The 26,293-nt window shown below is 40.3% G+C and carries 22 protein-coding genes; 17 read left to right on the top strand and 5 right to left on the bottom strand.

The window, feature by feature from the left end; translation table 11 throughout:
- The first annotated feature begins 153 nt into the window (after positions 1–153).
- From L8T27_RS10080 to L8T27_RS10050, 7 genes are all read left to right on the top strand, one after another.
- The gene (locus L8T27_RS10080; protein ID WP_237941447.1) at positions 154–1,404 is read left to right on the top strand and encodes an MFS transporter; all 1,251 of its coding nucleotides are present in this window, start codon (positions 154–156) and stop codon (positions 1,402–1,404) included.
- A gap of 11 nt (positions 1,405–1,415) precedes the next feature.
- A complete protein-coding gene (locus L8T27_RS10075; RefSeq protein ID WP_237941446.1) occupies positions 1,416–3,065 on the top strand; it encodes an alkyl sulfatase dimerization domain-containing protein in 1,650 nt (549 codons plus the stop codon).
- Between the two features lie 142 nt (positions 3,066–3,207).
- A complete protein-coding gene (locus L8T27_RS10070) occupies positions 3,208–4,977 on the top strand; it encodes a helix-turn-helix domain-containing protein (protein WP_237941445.1) in 1,770 nt (589 codons plus the stop codon).
- Positions 4,978–5,129: 152 nt separating this feature from the next.
- Entirely contained in the window at positions 5,130–6,434 is a 1,305-nt protein-coding gene (locus tag L8T27_RS10065) for a Zn-dependent hydrolase (protein WP_237941444.1), read from the top strand.
- Between the two features lie 15 nt (positions 6,435–6,449).
- Positions 6,450–7,658 carry a M20 family metallopeptidase gene (locus tag L8T27_RS10060; protein WP_237941443.1) on the top strand — a complete coding sequence of 403 codons (1,209 nt, stop codon included), beginning with the start codon at positions 6,450–6,452 and terminating at the stop codon, positions 7,656–7,658.
- Positions 7,651–7,845, top strand: a complete 195-nt coding sequence (locus L8T27_RS10055; RefSeq protein WP_233313814.1) for a DUF3311 domain-containing protein — start codon at positions 7,651–7,653, stop codon at positions 7,843–7,845. The genes L8T27_RS10060 and L8T27_RS10055 overlap by 8 nt, the downstream gene beginning before the upstream one ends.
- Complete coding sequence (locus L8T27_RS10050) at positions 7,842–9,314, top strand: sodium:solute symporter family protein (protein WP_233313815.1); 1,473 nt, start codon at positions 7,842–7,844, stop codon at positions 9,312–9,314. The genes L8T27_RS10055 and L8T27_RS10050 overlap by 4 nt, the downstream gene beginning before the upstream one ends.
- Positions 9,315–9,376: 62 nt before the next feature.
- Here L8T27_RS10050 and L8T27_RS10045 read toward each other — a convergent pair whose 3' ends face one another.
- Entirely contained in the window at positions 9,377–9,880 is a 504-nt protein-coding gene (locus L8T27_RS10045; RefSeq protein WP_282581389.1) for a spore coat protein, read from the bottom strand.
- A 79-nt stretch (positions 9,881–9,959) separates the two neighbouring features.
- Complete coding sequence (locus tag L8T27_RS10040; protein WP_233313817.1) at positions 9,960–10,271, bottom strand: hypothetical protein; 312 nt, start codon at positions 10,269–10,271, stop codon at positions 9,960–9,962.
- A 198-nt stretch (positions 10,272–10,469) separates the two neighbouring features.
- On the opposite strand from L8T27_RS10040, the gene solA reads away from it, so the two are divergent.
- Complete coding sequence (solA, locus tag L8T27_RS10035; protein ID WP_233313818.1) at positions 10,470–11,603, top strand: N-methyl-L-tryptophan oxidase; 1,134 nt, start codon at positions 10,470–10,472, stop codon at positions 11,601–11,603.
- A 131-nt stretch (positions 11,604–11,734) separates the two neighbouring features.
- A complete protein-coding gene (locus tag L8T27_RS10030) occupies positions 11,735–12,355 on the top strand; it encodes a nitroreductase family protein (RefSeq protein WP_237941441.1) in 621 nt (206 codons plus the stop codon).
- A gap of 6 nt (positions 12,356–12,361) precedes the next feature.
- Here the strand turns inward: L8T27_RS10030 and L8T27_RS10025 are convergent, their stop codons facing one another.
- Entirely contained in the window at positions 12,362–12,856 is a 495-nt protein-coding gene (locus tag L8T27_RS10025; RefSeq protein WP_233313820.1) for a L,D-transpeptidase family protein, read from the bottom strand.
- A 175-nt stretch (positions 12,857–13,031) separates the two neighbouring features.
- On the opposite strand from L8T27_RS10025, the gene L8T27_RS10020 reads away from it, so the two are divergent.
- The 8 genes from L8T27_RS10020 to L8T27_RS09985 all read left to right on the top strand — a co-directional run bounded on the left by L8T27_RS10020 (position 13,032) and on the right by L8T27_RS09985 (position 22,514).
- Positions 13,032–13,340: a hypothetical protein gene (locus tag L8T27_RS10020; protein WP_233313821.1), complete on the top strand. Its 309-nt coding sequence runs from the start codon at positions 13,032–13,034 to the stop codon at positions 13,338–13,340.
- Positions 13,341–13,449: 109 nt separating this feature from the next.
- Positions 13,450–13,797 (top strand): hypothetical protein, encoded by a 348-nt coding sequence (locus tag L8T27_RS10015; RefSeq protein ID WP_233313822.1) that lies wholly within the window; start codon positions 13,450–13,452, stop codon positions 13,795–13,797.
- Between the two features lie 91 nt (positions 13,798–13,888).
- Positions 13,889–14,302 (top strand): CoA-binding protein, encoded by a 414-nt coding sequence (locus tag L8T27_RS10010; protein ID WP_233313823.1) that lies wholly within the window; start codon positions 13,889–13,891, stop codon positions 14,300–14,302.
- Positions 14,303–14,813: 511 nt separating this feature from the next.
- Complete coding sequence (gene parE / locus L8T27_RS10005) at positions 14,814–16,793, top strand: DNA topoisomerase IV subunit B (protein ID WP_237942292.1); 1,980 nt, start codon at positions 14,814–14,816, stop codon at positions 16,791–16,793.
- Positions 16,790–19,225: a DNA topoisomerase IV subunit A gene (gene parC / locus L8T27_RS10000; RefSeq protein ID WP_237941440.1), complete on the top strand. Its 2,436-nt coding sequence runs from the start codon at positions 16,790–16,792 to the stop codon at positions 19,223–19,225. Before parE ends, parC begins: the two co-directional genes overlap by 4 nt.
- 111 nt (positions 19,226–19,336) lie before the next feature.
- Positions 19,337–20,089 (top strand): hypothetical protein, encoded by a 753-nt coding sequence (locus L8T27_RS09995; protein ID WP_237941439.1) that lies wholly within the window; start codon positions 19,337–19,339, stop codon positions 20,087–20,089.
- A 137-nt stretch (positions 20,090–20,226) separates the two neighbouring features.
- Entirely contained in the window at positions 20,227–21,288 is a 1,062-nt protein-coding gene (locus L8T27_RS09990) for an AbrB family transcriptional regulator (protein ID WP_237941438.1), read from the top strand.
- 476 nt (positions 21,289–21,764) lie between these two features.
- Positions 21,765–22,514: a hypothetical protein gene (locus L8T27_RS09985; RefSeq protein WP_237941437.1), complete on the top strand. Its 750-nt coding sequence runs from the start codon at positions 21,765–21,767 to the stop codon at positions 22,512–22,514.
- A 26-nt stretch (positions 22,515–22,540) separates the two neighbouring features.
- On the opposite strand, the gene L8T27_RS09980 is transcribed toward L8T27_RS09985, so the two are convergent.
- Together L8T27_RS09980 and bglB are read right to left on the bottom strand one after the other, a co-directional pair.
- Entirely contained in the window at positions 22,541–25,093 is a 2,553-nt protein-coding gene (locus tag L8T27_RS09980) for a rhamnogalacturonan lyase (RefSeq protein ID WP_237941436.1), read from the bottom strand.
- 93 nt (positions 25,094–25,186) lie between these two features.
- Positions 25,187–26,287, bottom strand: a complete 1,101-nt coding sequence (bglB, locus tag L8T27_RS09975; protein WP_233313830.1) for a beta-galactosidase BglB — start codon at positions 26,285–26,287, stop codon at positions 25,187–25,189.
- Positions 26,288–26,293 lie beyond the last annotated feature (6 nt).

Below are 26,293 nucleotides of genomic sequence, written 5' to 3'. Positions count from 1 at the left end.
GTTTTCCTTACCTTACCTTCAAAAAGTTTAATTTTATTAATCATAAACTACATTATATAATTTATTCAATCTTTTCTTAATGGTTTACTCGGAATTGGTAGAAGGGAGATTCCATAAATTGCTGTCGATTATGCTTCAAAGGAGGAAGGAGTTATGCGTTGGTTGATTTTAGGGGCTGTGTTTTTACTGGCTGTCATTAATTTCGCAGACAAAACAGTGATTGGCTTATCAGCCGTTCCTATCATGAATGATTTGCAGCTCAATTATGAGCAGTGGGGCATTGTGGGCAGTTCATTCTTTTGGCTGTTTTCTGTCGCTGGTATTGTCGGAGCGGCTCTGTCTGATCGGTTTGGAACAGAAAAGATGCTGCTGATTATGGCAATTATTTGGACTATTGCCCAGTCCATCACTGTGTTTGCCGCAGGATTACCGTTTTTAATTATGACTCGTGTGTTACTAGGTGCTGGTGAAGGGCCGTTTTTTGCAACAGCTGTCAGCCATCTTAGCAAATGGTTTGCTCCAGAATCAAGAGGGTTTGCTATTTCGATTCTAAATTTAGGAAATACAGTCGGAAAAGCTGTCTCTGTTCCGATTTTAATCTGGCTTATCACTCAAACAGGCTGGAAAATGACGTTTTTATTTTTAGGTGGTGTGAGCCTGCTGTTTGTTTTTATCTGGTTATGGCTAGGACGACTCCAGGCTCCTCACACTGTAGAACAAACTTCTGCAAAAACCAAAATAGTCTGGACTGATGTAAGGAAGACCATTTTTTCACCCACCTTTGTATTTACAACAATGATTGCCTTTATTGGTTATAGTGTTATCACCTTCAGTCTTGTCTTTAGTCCAACTTACATAACCGAAGTAAAGGGAATCTCACCAAGTGTAATGGGCTATATGAAAGCGACCGCTGGTGCGACAGGAGCAATTTTGTCTGTCGGACTCTCCGCTTATTCTGACTTTATCTTCAAAAGAAGCAAAAATATATGGCTGTCCCGTGTTTTATTTACATCCATTTGTGCTGCGTTAGCGGGGATAGTATTTTTCTTTTTTACCATAACAGAGTCTGTAGCACTTATGACGCTTATTTTAATTTTAGAAAACGGGCTGATTATGCTTATTTTCACACTCGGTCCGCAAGTTGTAAACAGCTTGATGCCTGAGAGAAAAGGGCTGATGTCAGGTATTATGATGGGATTAGCGACAACCTCAGGTATTATTGCGCCAATAATTTTTGGCAAAGTGATTGATGCATCTGGTGATTCGCTTACCGGATTTAACGGAAATATACAGGCGATGGCAATCCTGCTGATAATTAGTGCAGTCCTGTTTGCATTGTTTGCAAGGCCGGCTCAGAAAGAAATAATCCCAGGTCAACATAATATGGGAATTCATTTAAAATAGGAGGAAATAAGATGAAATATAGTGTAAGCAAGGATGAGAAAGAACTAGCATTAATGTATTTGCAGGAACATACAAAACGGTTTACGAAAAGAGTGGAAAAGGTTACTGAAAATATTTATTGCGCAGTTGGATATGGACTGGCGAATTCGACTTTAATAGTAACAGATGCAGGAAATATTATTGTTGATACAACCGAAGGAATAGAAACGGCTGCTGAAGTAAAAAAAGAGTTTGATAAAATATCGCCATTGCCAACCATAGCTGTTATTTATACACATGGTCATCCTGATCATATTAACGGAGCTTCCGTTTTTGCAGACGATAAAACAGAAATTTATGCCAACAAGCTTACGCTCGATTTTATTCAAACACAGTATAACCAGTTAAATAGTATACTTGAAATAAGGGGGGCAAGACAATTTGGCGTTTTTCTTCAGCCGGAGCATTATCCATACAGTGGTTTAGGACCTGCTTTAAAACTAAGCGGCACAAAAAAAATAATGGTGCCAACCACAGTGTTTGAAGATGCGGTGAAATTGCAGTTTGGCTCCACTGTTATACAGCTAGTTTCCGCTCCTGGTGAAACAGAAGACCAAATCTTTATTTGGCTACCAGAGGAAAAGGTATTGCTTGGTGCGGATAACTACTATCCAGCTTTTCCGAATCTGTATACGATCAGAGGAACAAGCCCACGGCCAGTACTGCAATGGGTATACTCTCTCGATAAAATGCGCGCGCTGCAAGCCGAATACTTAGTGCTTGGTCATACTGAACCTGTATATGGCAAAGAAAAAATCGCTGAATTATTAACGATTTACCGAGATGGGATTCAATATATTCATGACAGCACGGTACGCGGGATGAATGCAGGAAAAACGGTTGATGAATTAGTGGAGGAAATTTCTTTGCCAGAATCTCTAGCTTCATACGAAGAACTGCGTGAGCTGTATGGCAGCATATCCCAATCCGTTCGCGCGATTTACAGCGGTTATTTAGGATGGTTTGACGGCAATGCTTCTAATTTGGAACAATTAAGTTCCCGTGCTTTTGCCCAAAAAATGGCGGATCTTGCCGGAGGAAATAACAGGCTGCTGAAGGAAGCAACAAATGCTGTTGAAAATGGTGAATTTCAGTGGGCAGCACAATTAGCGGACATGCTGCTGTCTTTATTGCCTGAAAATGATCAAGCGTTGCAAGTTAAGATTCGTGCGTTAACAGAGCTTGGACTAAGATCTTATAACTCGAATAATCGCTCTTATTATCTATCTCAAGCGAAAGAGCTGCAAAACGGTGTACCATTTTTAAACAATCGAAGCAACCACTCCGCTTATGCTTATGCTGAAAAAATGCCCATTCGCGCGTTCTTTCAGCAAATGACGATTCTTCTACAGCCTGAAAAATGCGAGCATCGAGCGCTTTCCCTAAGCCTTACCATTACAGACGATCAGAAGCAGCATATTTTAGTCATCCGCAATGGCATTATCGATATTCAGGAAGGATGTTTAACAAACCCGGATATAACGGTAGCAACAAGTTCATCTATTTGGAAGGAGATTATATTAGGTATTCTAAATCCAAATGATGCGGCAAATAATGCAGGTTTTCAGCTTACTGGGGATGCAGTATCCTTTAGTCAGTTTGTTGGCTTCTTTCAGAAATAATTAGTTTGTAAAAACCGTCTTGGCAGATAAAAGGCGGTTTTTACTTTAACAGCATATTGTAAGAAAACCTATATGTATTCTAAAATAATAGAAGGAACTAGTGCTTTACAAAGTTAGCGCTATGGTTGGAGGATACATCATCATGAATAAAGACAAACAATTACTGAGCTTAATAAATGCTGCGCAAGTCTTAACATCTACATTAGATTTGGACAAGGTGCTCCAGCAGCTGATTAAAGAAACGTTAAATGTAATAGATGGTGCAGATGCTATATTGCTGTTTGTATATGATAAACGGACAGGCAGGCTTATAGCCAAAAATGGTGTCGGAGTTGAACTAGCATACTTGCAGGAAATTAAACTTCATCCTGGGGAAGGCATGACAGGCAAAACATTCTTGAGCAAAAAAGGACAAATATTCAGTCATGTAAAAGAAACAGAGAGAGGGATGGAGAATATTAGAGGTGATAATAAAAGTCTGTTTCAAAAGGCTGTTGGCGCATTCCGCTATCATCCTGTCAGTACCATTTGTGCTCCCCTTTTATCTAAAGAGGAATGTATTGGTGTATTGACGATTGACAGTTTTTCTGAAAACGTGCATTTCACAAACCATCATCTTCTCCTGCTCGAAACATTCGCCGCACAGGCCAGTATTGCGATTGAAAATGCAAAATTTTTTGCTGATACAGAGCGATCGAAGAAAATTCATGCTGAATTGGCTACCGCTTCAATCAACCAAAAAGGTCTAGAAGAAATTACAGGCACGCTCACACAGCTTATTAAAGAAGAGGTTTGTGTTTATAATGAGTTTTTTGAGATTATTTCTTCTTCCTCGACACAGGCTGAGGCAATGGGGACGGCTAAAAGAAACGTGATTATGACTGTTTATAATGATGAGGTGCAAAATGAGGGGAGTTTATATTGTAAAGAAGAGAGAATAAAGCTGATTCCCATTAAAACAGATGCCAGAATTGTTATTGGCATTCTGGCAATCTTTAACGTCGAACGAGCTTCTCTTGATACACTAGACTTGCTTGCTATTGACCTTGCCAATAATATTTTCGCGCGGGAAATTATCGGCCAGGAAAGATTGCTCTCTGATTATTATAAATATGAGGGGTACTTATTAGATCAGCTTTTAAGTCAGAAGCTGGATTCATTTTCCGGACCGCAAAAAAGCATTGTCGGCCTGTCTGACAACTATCGATATATATGCATTAATATCCAAATTCCTAACCAGCTCCTTGAGTTTGAGGAATTAAATCGAAAGAAGCAGCATTTTCATCGCTTATTGTTTCGGGAAATCAAAAAGCTGCCCTACAAAGTATTAGTTTCGGAAAAGAACATGGAATATGATGTGTTAGTTATGATTCATGACCGAAAAACAGAAGAGGAAATAACAGAACTGTTTAGCCTATTCTTTAATGGGTTAAAGGATAAACTTGTTGAAAGTATATCCTTTGACTTCCATGTCGGCATCGGCAGGCTATTCTTAAAAATTAAGGAGATTCAAAGCTCCTACAGAGAAGCAAAAATTTGTTCCGACTATATTAAAACGAACAGTAAGGATTTACTAGTGCTTTCCTATAAATCGCTTGGCATCTATCGCTTGTTTATTAAACAGGAGCCAGAAGAGATTCGTGAATATGTAAAAAGCACGATTGGTCCGCTAATTGATTATGATAAAACAAATGGAACTGACTTGTTGTCTACATTAGCGGTATATATGGAGAATAAACAAAATATGACGTTAACAGCGAAGCAGTGCTTTGTGCATTTAAATACGATTAAGTACAGACTGCAAAACGTGAAAGAGATTTTAGGCATACACCTTGAAGGCAAGGAAATGTTTGAACTGCAGCTTGCTATTTATTTGTTTGACTATTTAAAGAAAGGCATCGGCAAACACTAGTCTAAAAGTTGTAAAAATTCGCTATTTTTTAAGATGCATTATCTAAAACAGACAAAAAGCTTACGATTAATTTGTCTGCTTTAGATATATTAATAATTGTCAAACTATTCTACAATTTCTAAATAATGATACATATTATGAGGGGGTACAGCATGGATACAACAGCAGCAAGCAGGCTGGACGAACTTCTGTTATCTGACTATGATCACACACTTGATCATGGGGGCATATCAGGTAAAAGAATAGCGCAAAGGCTGTATGAATTATCAAAGATTGGTTTGACAGACGAAAACGGTTCTTACCGAATCGGTTTCTCTGCAGAGGAAAAGTTAGCAAAACAGCTTGTTGCTAACTGGATGACAGAGGCAGGTTTATCTGTCAAACAAGACGAAGCTGGCAATGTCATCGGCAGATTGGCAGGTAATGGCGAGGAGCTTCCAGCAATTCTATCTGGTTCCCATGTTGACAGTGTTCCAAACGGGGGGCATTTTGATGGGCCGTTAGGTGTTCTTGCGGCGTTAGAGGTAGTGGAAGCATGGCGGGAAACTGGGTTCAAACCGACTCATCCATACGAAGTGATTATCTTCTCAGATGAAGAGGGAGCAAGATTTAATGGCGGTCTGACTGGAAGCAGAGCAATGACTGGTGACATAGATGTTGAAAATCAACTCAGCTTAGTTGACAGCGAGGGAGCCAATTTTCAAACAGTTATTGAAAATAACGGCTTGTCACTTGATACATTCTTTCAAGCGAAACGGGACTTATCTAAAATCAAAGCATATGTGGAGGTCCATATTGAGCAAGGAAAACGGCTCGAAAAAGAGAATCTTCCAGTCGGAATTGTTTCGGGAATAGCAGGTCCAAGCTGGCTGAAAATCACTTTATCAGGAGAAGCCGGCCATGCAGGAAACACTCCGATGGATGACAGAAAGGATGCGTTAGTAGCAGCAGGTGAACTTCTTGCGGCAATTCCTGCCTTGCCTAAAATGGTAAGCTCCACCGCGGTTGCGACAGTTGGGAAGCTGCATGTTCATCCGAATGGAGTCAATGTTATTCCCGGCAGAGTTGAGTTGTTTGTTGATATTCGTGACATTTATGAAGACAAAGTAGATGCGCTTGTTGCTCTTACAATTGAAAAAGCTGCAGCTATTTCCGAAAGCCATGGAATCAAGACTATGTTTGAACAAACATTGAAAGTTTCACCGATGCTCGTACAAGATGACATGAAAGAACTGCTTGAGCAATCACTGCAAAAAATGGCCATTAAGCCGTACTTTTTACCAAGCGGTGCTGGTCATGATGCGATGGTTCTAGGAAGGCATGTACCATCTGCGATGATTTTTGCTCGCAGCAGAAAAGGGATTAGCCATAATCCCGAGGAATGGACAACACTTAGTGATTGTGTTCAATCTGTGCATGTATTGAAAAACATGATTGAAAGCCTGGATGAAAACTAAAAGGAGTGATACATAATGGAAGCAACAAAATCTTTTATACAAGCAAGCATAGATGCAGTGAAGGAAGAGGTTGTCACATGGCGCCGCCATCTTCACCAACATCCAGAATTAAGCTTTGAAGAGGAAAAAACGTCTCAATATATATATGACCAATTAAAATCATTTGGCAATATTGAACTAACCCGCCCGACAAAAACCAGTGTAGTTGGCCGAATTATAGGAGCTCTACCTGGCAAAGTTATTGCCATTCGCGCTGATATGGATGCACTTCCGATACAAGAAGAAAACGAAAGTGAATATGCTTCCCAAAATCCTGGCGTGATGCATGCTTGCGGTCATGATGGACATACAGCCATGCTTTTAGGTGCAGCAAAGGTATTATCCTCCCTTAAAAGCCATATCGAAGGAGAAATCCGTTTGTTATTCCAGCATGCAGAAGAATTGTTCCCAGGTGGAGCAGAGGAAATGGTCCAAGCAGGAGTAATGGACGAGGTTGATACAGTAATTGGCGCCCATTTGTGGTCTCCACTTGAAATCGGCAAAATCGGAATCGTTTATGGACCGATGATGGCATCACCTGATACCTTCTATCTTAATGTCAACGGCAAAGGAGGACATGCTGCTCTTCCTCATCAAACAGTTGATTCGATTGCGATTGCTTCTCAAGTGGTCACAAACCTGCAGCATATCGTTTCACGAAACACAGATCCTCTTGATAATCTCGTTTTGTCTGTGACAAAGTTCGTCGGAGGCACAACGCATAATGTAATTCCAGGTTCTGTTGAGATATGCGGAACAGTTCGCAGCTTTGATCCAGACTTGCGCAAGGAAGTTCCAAAGCTAATGGAAAGAGTCATCAAAGGTATTACGGACGCACATGGAGCGACTTACGACTTTAAATATGAGTTCGGCTACAGACCTGTCATCAATGATGCCCGCGTTACAGAGGTGTTAGAAGCAACAGTGTTAGAAGTGTATGGCAACGATGCGATCGACAGAATGAAGCCAAATATGGGCGGAGAAGATTTTTCTGCATTCCAGCAAGTAGCAGAAGGATCATTCTTCTATATAGGTGCCGGAAATCCGCAAAAAGGGGCTGACTTTCCTCATCACCATGCCCGCTTTGAAATCGATGAAGACTCCCTTGAAAAGGGCGTAAACTTATTTGTTTACAGTGCATTAAAGCTGTTAGAAGCAGCAGAAGGAAGGGAAGCAAATGATTAAAGTATTGGCGCTGATTCCGTTCGTTTTCATGCTGGGCGGAGCCTATGTATTCAATCAAGTGACACCATACGTACTAGGAATGCCATTTCTGCTGTTTTGGTGTGTATTATGGACAGTCCTGACATCTGTCATTATGGCAATTATCTATAAAATCGATCCAAAAAATAAAGAAGGTGAAACAGAATGAATGCTGCATTAGTAATTATTTTTGCTACGATGCTACTATCTATCTTTTTAGGTATTCGGGCAAAAAAAGGAAAAGACATGGATTTAGAACAATGGTCTGTAGGAGGAAGAGGATTCGGTTCCGTTTTAGTATTCGTGCTGATGGCAGGGGAAATTTATACAACCTTCACCTTCCTTGGAGGAAGCGGCTGGGCATATAGTAAAGGCGGCCCAACCTATTATATTATTTCATACGGTGCTCTTGCTTATATTATGTCATACTTTTTGCTGCCGAAAATCTGGCGCTACGCAAAAGACAACAAGCTTGTGTCTCAATCAGACTTTTTCGTCAGCAAATACAACAGCCCGTATTTAGGAATTCTTGTTTCGCTTGTAGGGTTTGTTGCGATGATTCCTTATTTTGTTCTGCAGCTGAAAGGGCTTGGAATTATTGTATCAGAGGCTTCTTATGGCCATATTTCACCAACTGTGGCGATTTGGATCGGCATTATCGTTGTAACCGTCTATGTAATGGTCTCAGGTATTCACGGCTCTGCATGGACTGCTGTTGCGAAGGATATTCTTATTCTTGTTGTGGTCTTATTTTTGGGAATTTATCTTCCGCACCATTATTATGGCGGGATTCAGCCAATGTTTGAAGCAATTGACACAGCGAAGGCAGGCTTTTTATCATTGCCTGATTCAGGACAAAGCTCTTCTTGGTTTGTAACAACTGTTTTACTTACAGCATTAGGCTTTTATATGTGGCCGCATACATTCGGTTCCATTTATTCCTCTCAAGGAGAGAAAGCCTTCCGAAAAAATGCTATTTTCATGCCATTATATCAATTAGTCCTTTTATTCGTATTCTTCGTAGGCTTTGCAGCGATTCTGCAAGTGCCAACATTAACTGGAGCAGATACGGATTTAGCACTGCTTCGTTTGTCTATCCAGACATTTGATCCATGGGTGGTAGGAATTATCGGTGCGGCAGGTATTTTGACTGCTCTTGTTCCTGGCTCGATGATTCTAATGGCAGCAGCAACCTTGCTTGCGAAAAACGTTTATAAAGTGTTACGACCAAGTGCAACAGACAAGCAAGTCACAAGCATGGCCCGTTATCTTGTACCTGTTGTGGCGCTCATTTCCGTAATCGTTACATTTAATGGCGGCGGAACGCTTGTTGCTTTGCTGTTAATGGGATACAGCCTTGTAACACAATTGTTTCCGACCTTATTGTTCAGCTTAATGAAACATAATTTTGTTACGAAACAAGGAGCGTTTGCTGGTATTATCGCAGGTGTTGCCACGGTTACTTATGTGACAGTTTCAGGCACGACTGTCGGAACATTGTTCCCATTTTTGCCGCAAGCAATTAAGGACTTCAACGTTGGTATTATTGCCTTGATTATTAACTTAGTTGTCCTTACGGTTGTATCATTGGCAACAAGACCAGTGGCAGTATTAAAAACGAAATCTAATCAAGCATAATAACAGACCCCTCTTATCCTAATAAGAGGGGTGTTTACTGTTTTCACATCTAAAACGAATGACTATTTACTAAGCGCTTTTTTGGCAAGATTAACGTCATTTTGCAGCAGACTCTTTAAATCATAAGCTGGGTAATACCCCTTTTTATACATATAGTGGAATACTTCCTCATGTGAATCAATCGCTTTGTTTATATGTGTTTTTAACACCTTTCTTAATTCAGGTGTAGCTGTTTCAGTAATGGCAACCGCATAATTTTTGACACTTGCTTTAAATAGACCAAGTAAATCTCCTGCCAGAAAAGGTGTTAATGCTTGATTGCGCAAGTCCTCTTCCTCGTCTTCCTCTCTCGGTGCTAACGGATAGAATTCAAGCAAGTCTTTTATATTAGCTGTTAAACCTTCAATAGCCTTTGTGTACAGCCTTTTTAGTTCTGGGTCTGTCACCGTTGGAAGTGCGAGTTTCAATTTCATTAATGCTACTGATTGTGCTGCTGTTAATTCATGTATTTCTAATGTTTCATGCCATGCTAAATGCTGCGGACGTTCGTTATGTTCCATTCTCATGATCCTCCTTAAATGACGCTTCCTCTTTTTTTAGTGTGAGATAGAAAAAAGAGGAGATCACTCACCTCTTTTATCGTGACTATCTTTGTGGATATTGCTTATGCCAGTCATCCCAATGACCTTGTGGATGATGGTAGCCTTTTTTCCATGAATCTTGCGGGTAGTATGGCTTATGCCAATCTTGGTGGGGTTTATGCCATCCGTATGGATAATCGTCATGAAAACCTTGATGATACCCTCCAGGATATTGATGATAACCGCCGTATGGATAGCCTTGTTGCTGCCAGCCACCAAACGGATAGTTCTGCTGACCTTGCTGCCAGCCGCCGTATGGATAGCTTTGTTGACCTTGCCCCCAAGGGAAATTAGGTTGATATGGTCCAAATTGCATGTAATCACCTTCCGTTGCGAGTTTTCTGTATAGGGTATGTCGGCTTGCTGTTAATGAGCTTATCTACTTTTTTTAAGAAGAAGCCCAATTATTAACTCTTATTAGAAAATTTTTATTTTTCAAGCTGTGCAACAATGGTATGATTGGCTATATAAAAAAAGAGAGTTAACGTTTAGGGGAAGAGAAGGAGGAAATATTTTGACAAAATATGATGCGATTATCATCGGTGCCGGTTCCATGGGGATGGCAGCAGGCTATTATTTAGCGGAACAAGGAAAAAAGACATTGTTAATTGATGCCTATGACCCTCCTCATGCACATGGAAGCCACCATGGCGAAACAAGAATTATCCGTCATGCATACGGGGAAGGTGCTGAGTATGTTCCTTTGGCGTTAAAAGCACAGGAGCTTTGGGGCGAGCTTGAAGAGGTATCAGGCAAGCAGCTGTTTTTGCAGACAGGTGTATTAAATGTCGGCAAAGCAGATTCACCATTTATGAAAAACATAATATATAGCGCGAAAACATATAACCTGCCAGTGGAAGTGCTGCAAGCAAGTGAAGTAATGGAGCGGTGGTCTGGCATTAAGCTACCGGCTGATTATATCGGCTGCTTTGAAAAATCGTCAGGAGTGCTTAAAAGTGAAACTTGTATAGAAGCATATAAAGAGCAGGCTATTAAAAAGGGAGCAGATCTTCTTACATATACAGAAGTACTAGAATTGCAGATGGATAATGGGAAGGCAATCGTAAAAACGGCAACCAATAACTATTATGGAGACGCTCTTATCATTTGCGGCGGCGCATCAGCAGGCAAGCTGTTAGCTACTCTAGGTTTAACGCTGCCATTAAAACCGACAAGGAAGACGTTTGCTTGGTTCCATGCTGATGAAACCATTTATTCTAGTGAAAACTTTCCGGCCTTTTCCTTTGAAACGGAAAAAGGCATGTATTACGGCTTTCCAAGCATCGAACAAGCTGGTTTGAAAATAGGCAGACATGACGGCGGCGGTGTTGAAATACAACCAGGCCAGTCAATCAGCCCGTTTGGTGAGCTTGCCGAGGATGAGGGAGATGTAGGGCAGTTTCTTTCCACTTATATGCCATTAACAGATGAGCTGAAGTTTGGCAAAACTTGCACATATACATTGACACCTGATGAAGACTTTATAATTGATCTTCATCCTGATTACGCCAATGTCGCCATTGCGGCAGGTTTTTCAGGGCATGGCTTTAAATTCAGCAGTGTGGTCGGTAAAATTTTAAGTGACTTAGCAACAAAGGGGAAGACAGAATATAATATCTCACCTTTTTCTATTAAACGCTTCTCATAAAAAAAGCTGCCTCTAATGGCAGTTTTTTTATTGGCAAAACAGGAAGTAAAAAGCTTTACAAAGGACTTTATTTAATATATCTTTAATTCGAGATATATTAAATAAAGATAAAATCGAAGGAGAAACAAATCATGGCTGAATTTTTAGATCTAGTTAAATCACGACGCTCTGCGAGCAACTTTTTGGAAGGAAACCCGATTTCAACAGAAGAGTTAAATAGTATTTTTGAAACGGTTAAGCTAGCACCATCTGCTTTTAATTTACAGCATACAAGGTATATTGCCGTTATAGATGATGAGAAAAAAGCTGAAATAAGAAATGCCGCAAACGGTCAATACAAAGTAAAAAGCGCGGCTGCTGTTATATTGGTAGTTGGGAACAAACTTGCTTATAAACAAGCACCAGAAATCTATGAAGGTCTGCAGATGCTCGGAATTGTAAACAAGCAGGAATATGACCATTTAGTTCAGGATACAACTTCCTTTTATGAAGACAGAGGTGACACCTTCCAAAAAGAAGAAGCAATTCGTAATGCTTCACTTTCTGCCATGCTGTTTATGCTCGCAGCAAAGAATCAAGGCTGGGACACTTGCCCGATGATTGGATTTGATGACAAGCAGGTTCGTGAAATACTGCAGATTCCCGATCAGGAAGAGGTGGTGCTGATGATTACCATTGGCAAGGAGAAAACAGACAGCAGACAGCCGCGCGGATACCGAAAGCCAGTCCGTGAATTTGTAGACTATATTTAATAAGGTTTATGGATGAATGGCTACAGCTGTGCCAATAGGAGCAATGCTTGCTAATTCCTCCACATCCTTGTTTTGCATTCTAATACATCCTCTTGATACAGCTTTGCCAATGGAGCTAGGATCATTTGTACCATGGATACCATAATGCTCTTTAGAAAGACTCATCCACATTGTACCGAATGGACCTCCAGGATTCGGCGCTTTATTGATGATAACAAAATTGCCTACAGGTGTGCTAAACAGCATTCTGCCTACTGCAATCGGATACTGCTTTTGCAAAACACCGCCTCTAAACAAGCGCAATATTTTATTACCTATCGAAACATCTATTCGATAAGGAATACTCTCAGGGGACGGTAAGCCGGGTATGATGATTATTTGTCCGGGGAAGATGCTGTTTGGCTGGATTGTTGGGTTTGCTGTTAATATACTGGCTAATGGAATGCGATAGTCTTTTGAGATTTGGGTTAAAGTCTCCCCGGGCTTAACAATATGGTTCATCGATTTGCCTCCGTTTTTACGTCTTTTAAGGTACTATATGACTATCGTCAGGAAAAAATATATAGTCCCATGAAAAAAGCCAAGTTAACAAACGGCAATTTAGGCATTTGCCTATATCACTAAAAAAGAAGTTTGCATACTTTATGGGTGACATAAAAAAAGGAGAGTTGCCTATATGTACCCTTATGTAAATTACGCTTATCCACAAACTCAATATGATTACCAATACCCGCAAGGATATTACGAAGATCCGAACAGACAAATCCAGCTGTCACAGCTTTTTCAACAGCCACAGTGGAGACAGTTTGAGCGGAGGCTTAATCAGTTAGAAAGACGGATTGAAGCTCAGGATCGCCGTATTGATCAGCTGGAACGGAGAATAAATCAGCTAGAGCGGGAGAATAACCAGCAGCAAAGAGATATTGACCAGCTTGAGCGCAGTTTGCAAAGAGTTAATCAGCGCTTAAATGCATTGGAAAGATAAATATAACTAAGGAGCACAGCAGTTGCTCCTTAGTTATTGATTAGAATTTTTTTTTGCTGTTTAGGGAATGTTAATATATCATAATTGACTTTTTGGAGGTAATTTAAAAATGACCGTTTATGTATATCAAACATTTTCACTCAAGCAAGATAAATTCAAAGAAGGATTGGAAAATTTGCGTGAGCTGAAAAAGTTTAGTAATGAAAATTACTCACACAAAGTAGAAATATTGACGCCTATCTCAGGCAATGATCATACATATGCCCTTTTAACGGAGTACGAAGGATTGGCTGAAATGGAATTGCAAGGCAAAAAGATGAATGAGGATGAAGACTATCAAAAGCTGATTGGTGAGTTCTTTTTGCAAAATATAGAACAAAACAGCATGCATACGCAAATCTACAGAGCAATGCCTGAAAAGAAGGAAAAAAAGGACAAGGATAAGGAATCAGAGTAAGCAAAGCCTAGTTCATATTAGTTGCATCAACAGATACACGTCCACTAGTATAAAAGTAGAAATAAAGGTTAATTAAAGGAGGAACAATACTATGGCAATCGAAAACCCAAGCAGGGAAGAAATCGGCAAACTATTAAAAAAGGCAAAAAAAATCGCAGTTGTCGGTTTAAGTGACAATCCAGAAAGAACTTCTTATATGATTGCAGAAGCCATGATGAAAGCAGGCTATAGCATCATCCCCGTCAATCCTACAGTAGATGAAGTTTTAGGAATGAAAGCATATAAAAGCCTGACAGATATTAAAGAACATGTTGATATTGTCAATGTATTTAGAAGATCTGAATTTCTTCCAGAAGTTGCGGCGGAATTTGAAAAAATCGATGCTGATGTTTTTTGGGCACAGCAAGGACTTGTTCATGAAGAAACTTTTCACTCTTTAAAAGAAAAAGGCTATACGGTTATCATGGACCGCTGTATTAAAGTAGAACATGCTCTAACGAAATAACTATAAAATATGGATGCAATAAGGTAACTTGACCCTCATAAGAAGCGGTCTTAAAAGCACCTTATTTGCATCCGTTTTTTTATTTTCTCCCTGCGCTATTATGAGGATAGCCCGTCAGAGAAACGGTAGTTAGCGTTTTTTTTATAAGAAATATGTGTTAACATAATTAAGATGCATAAACGAAACCTATTAAAAAAAGCTTTTCTCTTTTAGCTTTCTTGGTTTAATATTGAATTTAATCGATTATTTTGTGAGTAACTCGATATATCAATATGCTTGTAGAAAAAATGCTGCTATTATATGATAAGAACAAACGTTCTAATTTTAGTGTTTTTTTATCAAATGCATAAAATAGTGTGCTTCGTCCACTATAGATGGCAAAAAGATAAAGAAAAAATAATCCTGCAAACAAAGAGGATAAATGAAATTATAGACGAATACATAAACAATTGTTCGACATGCTACATAAAAAGATAATATGTCGTGTTTTTGAGGTGAAAGGGGTATGTCTGTGGCGAAAAATCAACAACCATTTGACTATAACGATGATGCCATACAGGTGCTGGAAGGACTGGAAGCTGTAAGAAAGCGTCCCGGTATGTATATAGGCAGCACAGATTCAAGAGGGTTGCATCATCTTGTATATGAAATAGTAGATAATGCTGTCGATGAAGCATTAGCCGGATTCGGTGAAGAAATCATTGTAAAAATCCATAAAGATAATTCTATCAGTGTACAGGATAAAGGAAGAGGACTTCCGACAGGGATGCACAAAATCGGCAAGCCGACACCTGAAGTAATCTTTACGATCCTGCACGCAGGCGGAAAGTTCGGACAAGGCGGATACAAGACGAGCGGCGGTCTGCATGGTGTAGGTGCGTCAGTTGTCAACGCCTTGAGCGAGTGGGTTGTCGTTAAAATAAAAAGAGACGGTTTTATCTATGAACAGCGTTTTGAAGATGGAGGAAAGCCAGTTACTACGCTTGAAAAGCTAGGCAAAACAAATCAAACTGGCACGACTATTCACTTTAAGCCGGATCCTTCCATCTTCTCTACAACTACTTATAATTTTGAAACGCTTTCAGAGAGGCTGAGAGAGTCAGCCTTTTTATTAAAAGGACTTAAAATCGAATTAATAGATGAGCGCAATGATGTCCATGCTGTCTTTCATTATGACAACGGAATTGAAGCTTTCGTTGAGTACTTGAATGAAGAGAAGGATACTCTGCACCCGGTTGTTAGCCTAGAAGGGGAAAGCAACGGGATTGAAGTAGAATTCGCTTTCCAATTTAATGACGGCTATTCAGAAAATGTTCTCTCCTTCGTTAACAACGTCCGCACAAAGGACGGCGGAACACATGAAGCGGGCAGCAAGACAGCAATGACGAGAATGTTTAATGAATATGCCCGCAAGGTCGGCCTGCTTAAGGATAAAGATAAGAACTTAGACGGATCAGACATACGAGAAGGTTTGTCTGCGATTGTTTCTGTCCGCGTACCGGAAAGCCTTCTGCAATTTGAAGGACAAACGAAAGGCAAGCTTGGTACAAGTGAAGCAAGAAGCGCTGTCGATGCAGTCGTTTCCGAGCATATTTCCTACTTCTTTGAGGAAAATCCTGATACGAGCACACTGCTAATCAAAAAAGCCATTAAAGCATACCAAGCAAGGGAAGCGGCGCGAAAGGCTCGGGAAGAGGCCAGAAGCGGCAAAAAAAGAAAGCGCGGCGAAACAGTGCTATCAGGCAAGCTGACACCGGCACAGTCAAAAAACCCGCAGAAAAACGAATTGTATCTAGTTGAAGGTGATTCTGCAGGCGGCTCTGCTAAACAAGGAAGAGACAGACGCTTCCAAGCCGTTCTGCCATTAAGAGGTAAGGTTATCAACACAGAAAAAGCAAAGCTGTCTGATATCTTTAAAAATGAAGAAATCAACACTATTATTCATGCGGTTGGAGCAGGTGTCGGAGCGGATTTCAATATCGATGATTCCAATTATGACAAAGTTATCATCATGACAGATGCTGATACGGATGGCGCGCATATTCAAGTGCTGCTGCTCACATTCTTCTATCGTTATATGAAGCCGCTTGTGGAAGCAGGAAAAGTGTATATCGCACTACCGCCGTTATACAAGGTAAGCAGAGGCTCAGGAAAAAAAGAGGTTATTGAGTATTCATGGAGCGACGATGACTTGCAGGACGCTATCAAAAAGGTCGGTAAGGGCTATGTGCTACAGCGTTATAAAGGATTAGGCGAGATGAATGCAGATCAGCTTTGGGATACAACGATGAATCCTGAAACAAGAACATTAATCCGTGTTAAGATCGATGATATCGCACGAGCGGAACGCCGCATCACAACACTGATGGGTGATAAGGTAGAACCTAGACGGAAATGGATTGAGTCAAATGTTGCGTTCGGACTCGAAGAGGAAGGCAATATATTAGAAAATGAAAATATTGTGGTTGCAGAGGAGGGGGATGAATCATGAGTTCAAGTTCAACGGAACAATTTCGTGATTTGCCTTTAGAGGACGTTCTCGGTGATCGCTTTGGACGTTATAGTAAATACATCATTCAAGAGCGGGCGCTGCCAGATGCCCGCGACGGCTTGAAGCCGGTTCAGCGTCGGATTTTATATGCGATGCATGTTGATGGTAATGTTCATGACAAGAACTTCAGAAAATCTGCGAAGACAGTCGGTAACGTTATCGGTAACTACCATCCTCACGGAGACAGCTCTGTGTACGAAGCGATGGTGCGGATGAGCCAGGAATGGAAGGTCAGAAATCTGCTAATTGAAATGCACGGTAATAACGGAAGTATTGATGGTGACCCTCCTGCGGCAATGCGTTATACAGAAGCAAGACTTTCTGCAATATCATCAGAACTGCTGAAGGATATTGATAAAAAAACGGTCGATTTCATTCCGAACTTTGATGACACATCAACAGAACCGACTGTTCTGCCGGCAAAGTTCCCGAACTTGCTTGTGAACGGTTCAACAGGGATTTCGGCTGGTTATGCAACAGACATTCCACCCCATCACTTAGGTGAGGTGATTGATGGTGTTATCGAAAGAATGGATAACCCAAAAGCAACCGTAGAAGATATCATGAAGCATATCAAGGGCCCTGATTTCCCAACAGGGGGCATTATTCAAGGGGTAGACGGTATTAAAAAAGCCTACGAAACAGGCAAAGGCAAAATTATTGTCAGAGGCAAAGCGGATATTGAAGATATTCGCGGTGGGAGACAGCAAATTGTCGTAACAGAAATACCTTATGAAATAAATAAAAGCAATCTAGTGAAGAAAATGGATGAAATCAGGCTTGATCGAAAAGTCGAAGGAATTTCTGAGGTCCGTGATGAAACAGACCGGACAGGCTTGCGCATTGTCATAGAGCTGAAGAAAGATGCAGACGCGTCTGGTATTCTCCATTATTTATACAAGAATACAGATCTGCAAATTACTTACAGCTTCAATATGGTTGCCATTCATAATAAACGTCCGAAGCTGATGGGCATTATTGAGCTATTGGATGCTTATATTGAGCATCAGAAGGATGTTGTGACAAAAAGGTCGCAATATGATCTGCAAAAAGCGAAAGAAAGACAGCATATCGTTGATGGTCTGATAAAGGCACTGTCTATTTTAGATGAAGTTATCTCCACAATCCGTGCGTCTAAGGATAAACGAGATGCGAAGGATAATTTAATTGCATCCTTCCAATTCTCTGAAGCTCAAGCGGAAGCGATTGTGTCCTTGCAGCTATACAGACTTACAAATACGGATATCACGGCGCTTACTGCAGAAGCAGAAGAACTGGCGAAGAAAATCGAAGAATGGACAGCGATTCTTTCCAGTGAGAAAAAACTTCTTGCTGTTATCAAAAAAGAGCTGAAAGATGTTAAAAAACGCTTTATTTCTGACAGAAGAACGGCGATTCAGGCTGAAATTGAGGAAATCAAAATCAATCTCGAAGTTCTTGTCGGCAGTGAGGATGTTATCGTAACAGTAACAAAAGAAGGCTATGTGAAGCGGACTAGCCAGCGCTCCTATGCGGCAAGTAATGGTCAGGACTTCGGCATGAAGGATTCAGACCGTATCTTAGCTAAATTGGATGTTAATACAACTGAAGTTGTATTGCTGTTTACGAATAAAGGAAATTATTTATATTGCCCAGTCCATGAGCTCCCAGATATCCGCTGGAAGGATCTTGGACAGCATATTTCTAACATTATTCCAATCGATAGAAATGAAAGCATTATTCATGCAATACCAGTTAAGAGCTTTGAGGAAGGCAAGTATTTGCTGTTCTTCACGAAAAATGGCATGGCGAAAAAGACCGAATTGACAAGCTATAAAGCACAGCGCTACAGCAAGCCTCTTGTTGCACTAAATCTGAAAGGGGAAGACGAGGTAGTCGATGTCGTAGTGACAGACGGCAATAAAGGTGTTATCATCGCCACTCATTTCGGCTATGCACTTCGCTTCCATGAAGAAGAAGTCAATATTGTCGGAGCAAGGGCAGCTGGTGTGAAAGGCATAAGCTTAAAAGAAGATGACTATGTTGTCTCCGGTCAAATCATTACGGATGAAGCCAATGAATCGGTTGTTATTATGACACAGCGTGGTTCTGTGAAGAAAATGAAGTTAGCAGAATTTGAGAATGGCGGTAGAGCGAAACGCGGCGTTGTGATGCTGAGAGAGCTTAAAGCTAATCCACATCGCATTGTCAGCATGTTTATTGCAGGTAAAGCAGATACCGTTCATCTGCAAACAGAAAAAGGACTAGTCGAAGAAGTGCAGGTGGAATCAATCCGATTCAATGACCGTTATTCAAACGGATCATTTGTCATTGATGAATCTAATGCAGGCAAAGTTATATTAGCTTGGTTAACAAAACCAGTAGAATCTTAAAAAGATAATCCTTCACCAAAATGGTGAAGGATTTTTTTCTTCCTCCTTTACATCTTTTTTCCATTATTGGAGATGATATTTACTAACAGGATTACGCCAGGAGGGATTAAATTGAGAAAAGAACTATTGTTCGCCTTCACCGCATTTTTTTTCATGTCACTAAGTGCGATCACAGGGGCCTACGCATTGGAAAATGAAGAGCAGGAAAAGAATGTGCTTCAAGAACAAAAAGACATAAATGGTGATGGAAAACAGGAAACTATTGGCTTAAACGGAATTCTTTCAGAGGAAGAGAATGACTTTTATACAAGACTAACGATTCAAATAACTGACAGCAAGGAGCAAAAGTCAGTACAGGAGGTAGATGGCGGATTCAACCCACAGTTAGAACTGATCGATTTGGATGGTGATGGAACGGATGAAATGTTCTTAACACTAGCTGAAAATGAACGAGGCAGCAAAAAGAGATTTGCGATTTATGATTACGACGGTACGAAGATAAAGGAAGCTTCCATTCCAGAATTACCTGTGATGACAAGCAGCTTTAAGGAAGATTATAAAGCAGAGCTAGTGATTGAAGGGATAAAAACCTATAATTTTGATTTATATGAGCGAAAAAATACATATGAACAATTAGGCTTATATCAAAATGGGCATTTGAATGAGTCTACAGAGCTGATTATCAGTCCGTTCTCCCAATTAAAGCCTTCGAGCTATAAACAAAAATTAACACTAGAAGGCAAGCAAATGATTAGCGGCATAGCACCTGTCGATAAAATAGCATATTTGGAGACAGTGTGGACGAACAAAGATAACACTTGGAAATTAGAAAAAATAAAAGTAAAAGAAATCAGCAAAAAATAACAGAGAGCTGTTCATCCGAAAAGGGAGGGTGGATGAACAGTTTTTTATACGCAAAAAATAATCTTTCGAAACCCAAACTAATTTTTATGATAGTATATTATATATACATCTAATAAATTAGCAAGAAGGGATATAGAATGTCATTTTATCAAATGTTAGTGTCAGCTATTATTGGCGGAACACTTTTTCAATTGCTTCATCTGCCGTTAGCATGGCTTCTCGGAGCGATGATCGGCACAATAGCCTTTATTAAACTCACCAAGCAAACTCCAAAACTTCCTTTCTCCTTTCGCACTTATGCACTGATTCCAATCGGTTATACAATCGGAGAAAATTTCAATAAACAAACACTTATGGATATGGTTACACATCTGCCATCTATGCTGGTATTGACCATATGTTTAATTCTGTTCAGTCTGCTGCTTGCAGTTGTGACGAATAAACTCACACACAGCAACCTGAAATCAACGATTGCAGGCAGTATCCCTGGAGGATTAACACAAATGGTGGCGATCAGCTCAGAAATTAAGGGCATAGATCTTACTGTCGTAACTATCATTCAAGTCAGCCGTATCATGACAGTGGTTATGCTAGTTCCTTTTATCGTTTATAGTCCGATTTTCCATGCAGGAAGCACAGCAGTAGCAAGTGCAAATGCAGAAGGCGTAAACTGGCTGTTTCTGTTCTTTCTAGTCATTTCATATGCAGCTGGGGCAGTTGCAAAAAAATGCAAATTTCCAACTCCCTATATGCTAGGACCGCTTATCATCATTGCTGGTCTTTTGCTTATTGGCATGGATGTACCGGCAATTCCAGTGCCAGTCATTGCTGCAGCACAGGTAATGATGGGCATTGATTTAGGCATGCAGATGAAATTCGGCGAAATCGAGAATAAACCGCGATTCTTAGCCGTTTCAATTATTTCTTCGATCGTACTTGTTGGTTTTTCCTTCGTTCTGTCCGCCATTTTACTGGGGATAGAAGAGAATATATCGCTATTAACCGCATTTATCGGCCTTGCTCCAGGAGGAATGGCGGAAATGGCCTTGCTCGGGCAGGCAGTTAAAGCCGATTTGACGATTATTACCACATATCAATTGTTCAGGCTTTTGTTTATATTATTTATAGTCCCGCTTATTATGAGGAAAGTTTTCCTGTTTGTGGAAAGAAGGCAGGCAGCAAAAGTAGTTATAAAATAGTTAACAGCAACTAGACATTAAAATTTATGTCTAGTTTTTTTTGTTTATGAAAAGCGCTTTCATTATATAAAAAAGTGAACCAATAAGATTGCGTTTAAACATGTAATTTAACTAGAAAAATGAAATAAATGATGCAATGAATCTATGCTAAAGACAATATTATAGAAACAATTAAAATAAAAATAAATGTTCAGCTAAAATTAAATTAAATTTTAGCACGAACAAACAATTATATATAAAAACAGTAGAAATAATTTAAGAAACTACAAGTAAAAATTTTTATTCTGTCTCACTATCTAAAGTATACTTTAATTTGAGACAGAATTTTTCATAATTGTACTTGCTTGTTATAATATATATTATGTAAACTAGAAAAAATAAAAAAAGAAAACTGGCTTTTCATTATTTTAAGATGCTTTTATATCTTCTCTTCTGGCATACTAATAACAATACAACTTTCACCAAGGAGTTTATACATGCTAATACATAAATTTCTACCTGCCATCAAAAGGCTTTCTGTTCATCAATCACTTACAAAACAAGATTTATTGACAGCTTCATTCCAAATTGGTGCTGAAAATGATCTTGTCATGTATTATGCACCACATAATGATTATGTAAACAAGCAAGCGATTATTATTATTGTCGGAATTACTCCTGGCTGGCTGCAAATGAAAAACGCTTATGAAGTTTTCCTTTCGTACGAACAAATGAGCTTAACGGAACAACTAAAGCTGACGAAGGTATATGCAAGCTTTAGTGGATCGATGCGCATCAATTTAATTAATATGCTCGATGAAATCGGACTGCAAACGGAACTAGGCTTAAGCAGTACTGCTGAGCTGTTTGCAGAAAAACGGAATTTGCTTCATACTACCTCCCTTCTTAAATATCCAGTATTTTATAAAGAGCAAAATTATACTGGCCATAATCCATCAATGACACATGCTAAGCTCCTTCATCCTTATATTAACACTGTGTTTCCGGAGGAATTACAGCAGCTGCCTCAGAGCTCTTTAATCATTCCGTTAGGAAAAAAGGTTGAGGAGATGATGAAGAAGCTAGTGTCAGCTAATAAGATTAAGCAGCCGTATCTTTCCGGCTTCCCTCACCCTTCTGGTGCAAATGGTCACCGTTTAAAGCAGCTTATACAGGAAAAAGCTAGACTCATGGAAGAGCTTGCTGGCTGGTCTGAGACTTTAAAAAAAGACAACAGCCGCTACTAATGCTAGCGGCTGTTGTCCTATGTTTACTATTTCCACGAATTGATCAGTAAGTCAGCATGCTTCGTTAAATTTTTTGCTGCCTCATCTGAAATATATTTAGCTTTTACGCCCTTCTCTATCTGGTCCTTATATTTCTCCAATGCTTTAACTGCTTGCTTCTTATTGCTTTTTTCCTCGTGTTTTATAGCCTGCTTATAGCTGCTTTCTAACTGTCCGTACAGCTTGCCTGATAGTTCTCCCTTATCTTTATAATCCTTCATTAACTGACTAAGCAAAGCTTCTAAACCAGGTGTTGTGAACGTTGGCACTGGCACTTGTGACCAATCTGTATCACTTGCAAAATAGAAGCTAGTATAAGTAGGCTGATTATAGGTTGTGCTTTGTCTAGCTACACCTGTGCGGTATTGAACATCATGCATTAGTGTATAAAGCTTTCTGTCAGTCACTTCTGTGCTTTGATAGATTCTGATCGCAGAGCTGTCTGTTGTGCGGACTAGCAATTCCTCACGCCAGTCGCCAAATATGTCAGCTACAAGCGATGGATTCCCCTTTGTGCCATTATTCGTTCTCGTTCCTTCTAGTGTCAGAAGTCTGCCATTCTTCCAGTCTTCAATGGTCGGTGTCACTTCAAGAGCTCCGTCGACTATTTGAGTTGTCATATTGCCTGCCCATTTAATACTCATATTCGTACCTGGTCCAGCATCTCCGATTTTTTCTCCTTTTGCCGTATATAAGCCGACACCTGTATTGGCCCATGTCTCAAGCCCAGGCTTTGTTGGGTCGATATCACCAATCATCCCTCTGCCTGTATCTTTACCTGTATAACCGCCATAAATAACTTCACCTGTCTTAGCATCCCTTAAAGTGTAACCGTACGGTGCACTCGTTGCCCCTTCATGCACCATGTATATTTCCAAACCAGGACGCCCAGGATCGATATCGGTGACATGAAGAGCGTCACCGTGTCCGAGTCTTGCCGTTGTTCCAGGTGAAGCACTTCCTTCAGGCATTACATCTGTAGAGCTGTACAGTAAAGAGCCGTTATCGTCAATCGTTGCTCCCCCATAGACAATTTCCTGCTTGCCGTCTGAGTCCACATCAGCCATTTCCAGAGAATGGGCCCCTTGTGTTGTTAATGTGCCGAATTCTTTATTGGTGCCATCCTTGCCATGAGGACTGTCATTGAACGGGTTAGACATTGGTGTCCAGCCGGAGTCGACATCCCATTTCTTCTTCAAATGCTTCCCATCCCAGCTGTAGGAAACAAGCGTTGTTCTTGTATAATAGCCTCTAGCAAACACAGCATATGGCTTTTTACCGTCAAGATAAGCTACTCCAGCAAGAAAGCGGTCCACACGGTTGCCAGGCTCAATGCGCGCCATCGCATAATCGCCCCACATTAAGCCGTCATCATGGCGGTCTGTTTCATAATGGATGGTTTCCAATTCCTTCCCTGTAGCTCCTTCAAATACAGACAAATATTCAGGGCCTTCAAGAATGAACCCTTCAAAAGTCCTTAAATCATTACGTGTGCTTCTGCTTGGTGCGTAAACATCCATGAAATAATCAACAAGACTTTCTGCGTCCTGTCTTGATAGTGGATAACTGTATTTCTTTTCGATGCCAAAGGCCTCTTCTAAGCTTTTAGGCCAATTGCCATTAACAACTTCTTCATGCTGATGCCAGTTTCTAAACATTTTTACTAAATGATCATAATAATCTGCAGCACTCATGCGATAATCATCTTTATTGCTGTAGCCTGCCCTTATATCGCTTTTAGGCATCGTAATGTATTTTTCTGATGTAATATTGCCTTTTTTATCATAACGAATGACTTTCGTTCCCGGAGCAGTCTTAAACATTAACTCTGCTTTGCCGTCGCCATCAAAATCATACACCGACATTTGTGTATAATGCGCTCCTGCTCTTATGTTCACACCAAGGTCAATTCTGTACAGCAGCGTGCCATCCATCGTATAAGAGTCGATATACACATTGCCTGTATACCCTTTTTGAGAGACATCTTTAGAATTAGACGGATCCCATTTTACGAAATATTCATATTGCCCGTCGCCATCGACATCACCCACACTCATATCATTGGCAGAATATGTGTATGTTTCGCCTGCAGGCGTTACCCCGTCCGCTGGTTTTTGCAAGGGAATATCATAAAACTGGTCAGCCCATGGACGGACTGAAGCACTTTCATCGACTTCTTTCCCGTTCACGACTGCCCTTACCTCATAAGCAGACGAAGCACTACCAGTTTTGTCGAGAAAATTGGTGCTGTCACTAACCGTTGCGATTTTTTTGTTATCGCGGTATACATGGAAGGATGCTCCCTTCATCCCATTTTTTGTGTAGCCTGTCACCTCTGTTCCTAAAAGTCTCCAGCTGAGGAAGTTGCCTTCAGAAGTTTGGGCTGCTGTTAAGCCTCTGTCTAAGTATTCTAATTGCACTTTAGAAGAAGTATCTGTAGATTTGTGAGCAAAAACACTGCTTGTATCAACAAAAAGCAGCGGCAGCACCGCTGCAGCACAAAGTGCCTTTCTCATATAAGAAGAACCTTTCCAAGACATAAGCTACACCTCTTTTTAATTTTTTTGTAAACCTTTTCATTTTATTTTAAAGGAAGAACCTTGCATACGAACAAGGCCCCCTATTAAAATCTATTACTGACAATCTTGCAAAAATTCTGCGAGACAAAGAATAGCTAAAGATTGACCATACGGCATCGCGGTAATTCGAATATCCTTATAAAACTGGAGCGTATCTCCCATTCCAGTGCCGACAGAAACTTTTTGCAGCACTCCCTCGCTGTTTATTTCTCCTCTGAGTGCTTCAATCGCCTTATAAGCAGTTTCTCTGTACATTTCAGACACATAGCCCTTATGAACAGCCTTTAAAATGCCATAGGCAAACCCTGCAGAAGCAGACGCTTCTAGATAAGAGCTGTTGTCATTAATTAACGTATGCCACAGCCCACCCTCATTTTGCCAATGGTGCAATGCTTCAATTTGTCTTTGTAAAGTCTCTAGAAGAAAGGATGAGAAAAAGTCATCTTCCTGCAGCCCGAGAATATCAATTAATTCTGGGATAGCAATGGTGATCCAGCAGTTTCCCCTTCCCCACAGCGCTTCTGCATAATGATGATTGCCCTCAAACGTCCATCCGTGAAACCAAAGACCAGTTCGTCTGTCTGCTAAGTATTTAATATGAATGAGAAATTGCTTTTTTGCTTCCTCGATATAATCTTGTCTGTTTAAGAGCATGCCGATTTTCGCAAGGGGCAGCACGGTCATCATCAGCGTATCATCCCAAAGCTGATTTTTGTTTTCAGGCCCGTATGTCATATGCTGCAGTCCATCTTCCTTCGTCCGCGGCATCTCCTTCATGACCCAATCAGCCCATTCTTGCAAATGAGGCAAGTAGTCTTGATTTTTCGTATCTTCATATAAACAAGCAAGTGTTAATAGTGGTGCCATCGTATTGACGTTTTTCGGCGGGACTCCCTCTGTGAATCTTGCAGTAAACCAGTCATGAATAATCTGCAATGCTTTTTCGTCACTAGTCAGCTTCCAATATTGATAGATACCATATAAGCCGACTCCCTGCGGCCAATTCCAAACATGCCAGCTTTTATCATCAACGATTAATCCATCGAAATTAAGTAAATATTCACCAGTATCATCCTGTATTTTCGTTAAATTGTTCATTAACAGCTGGATTGTTTCTGTCACCTGTTTTTTATCTGCTGCTGTAATATTTGCCATTTGACC

The organism is Niallia sp. Man26, assembly GCF_022049065.2.
GTDB lineage: Bacteria > Bacillota > Bacilli > Bacillales > Cytobacillaceae > Niallia.
Note: the sequence above shows the minus strand (reverse complement) of the source record. Positions and strands in the feature narration are given on the sequence as shown.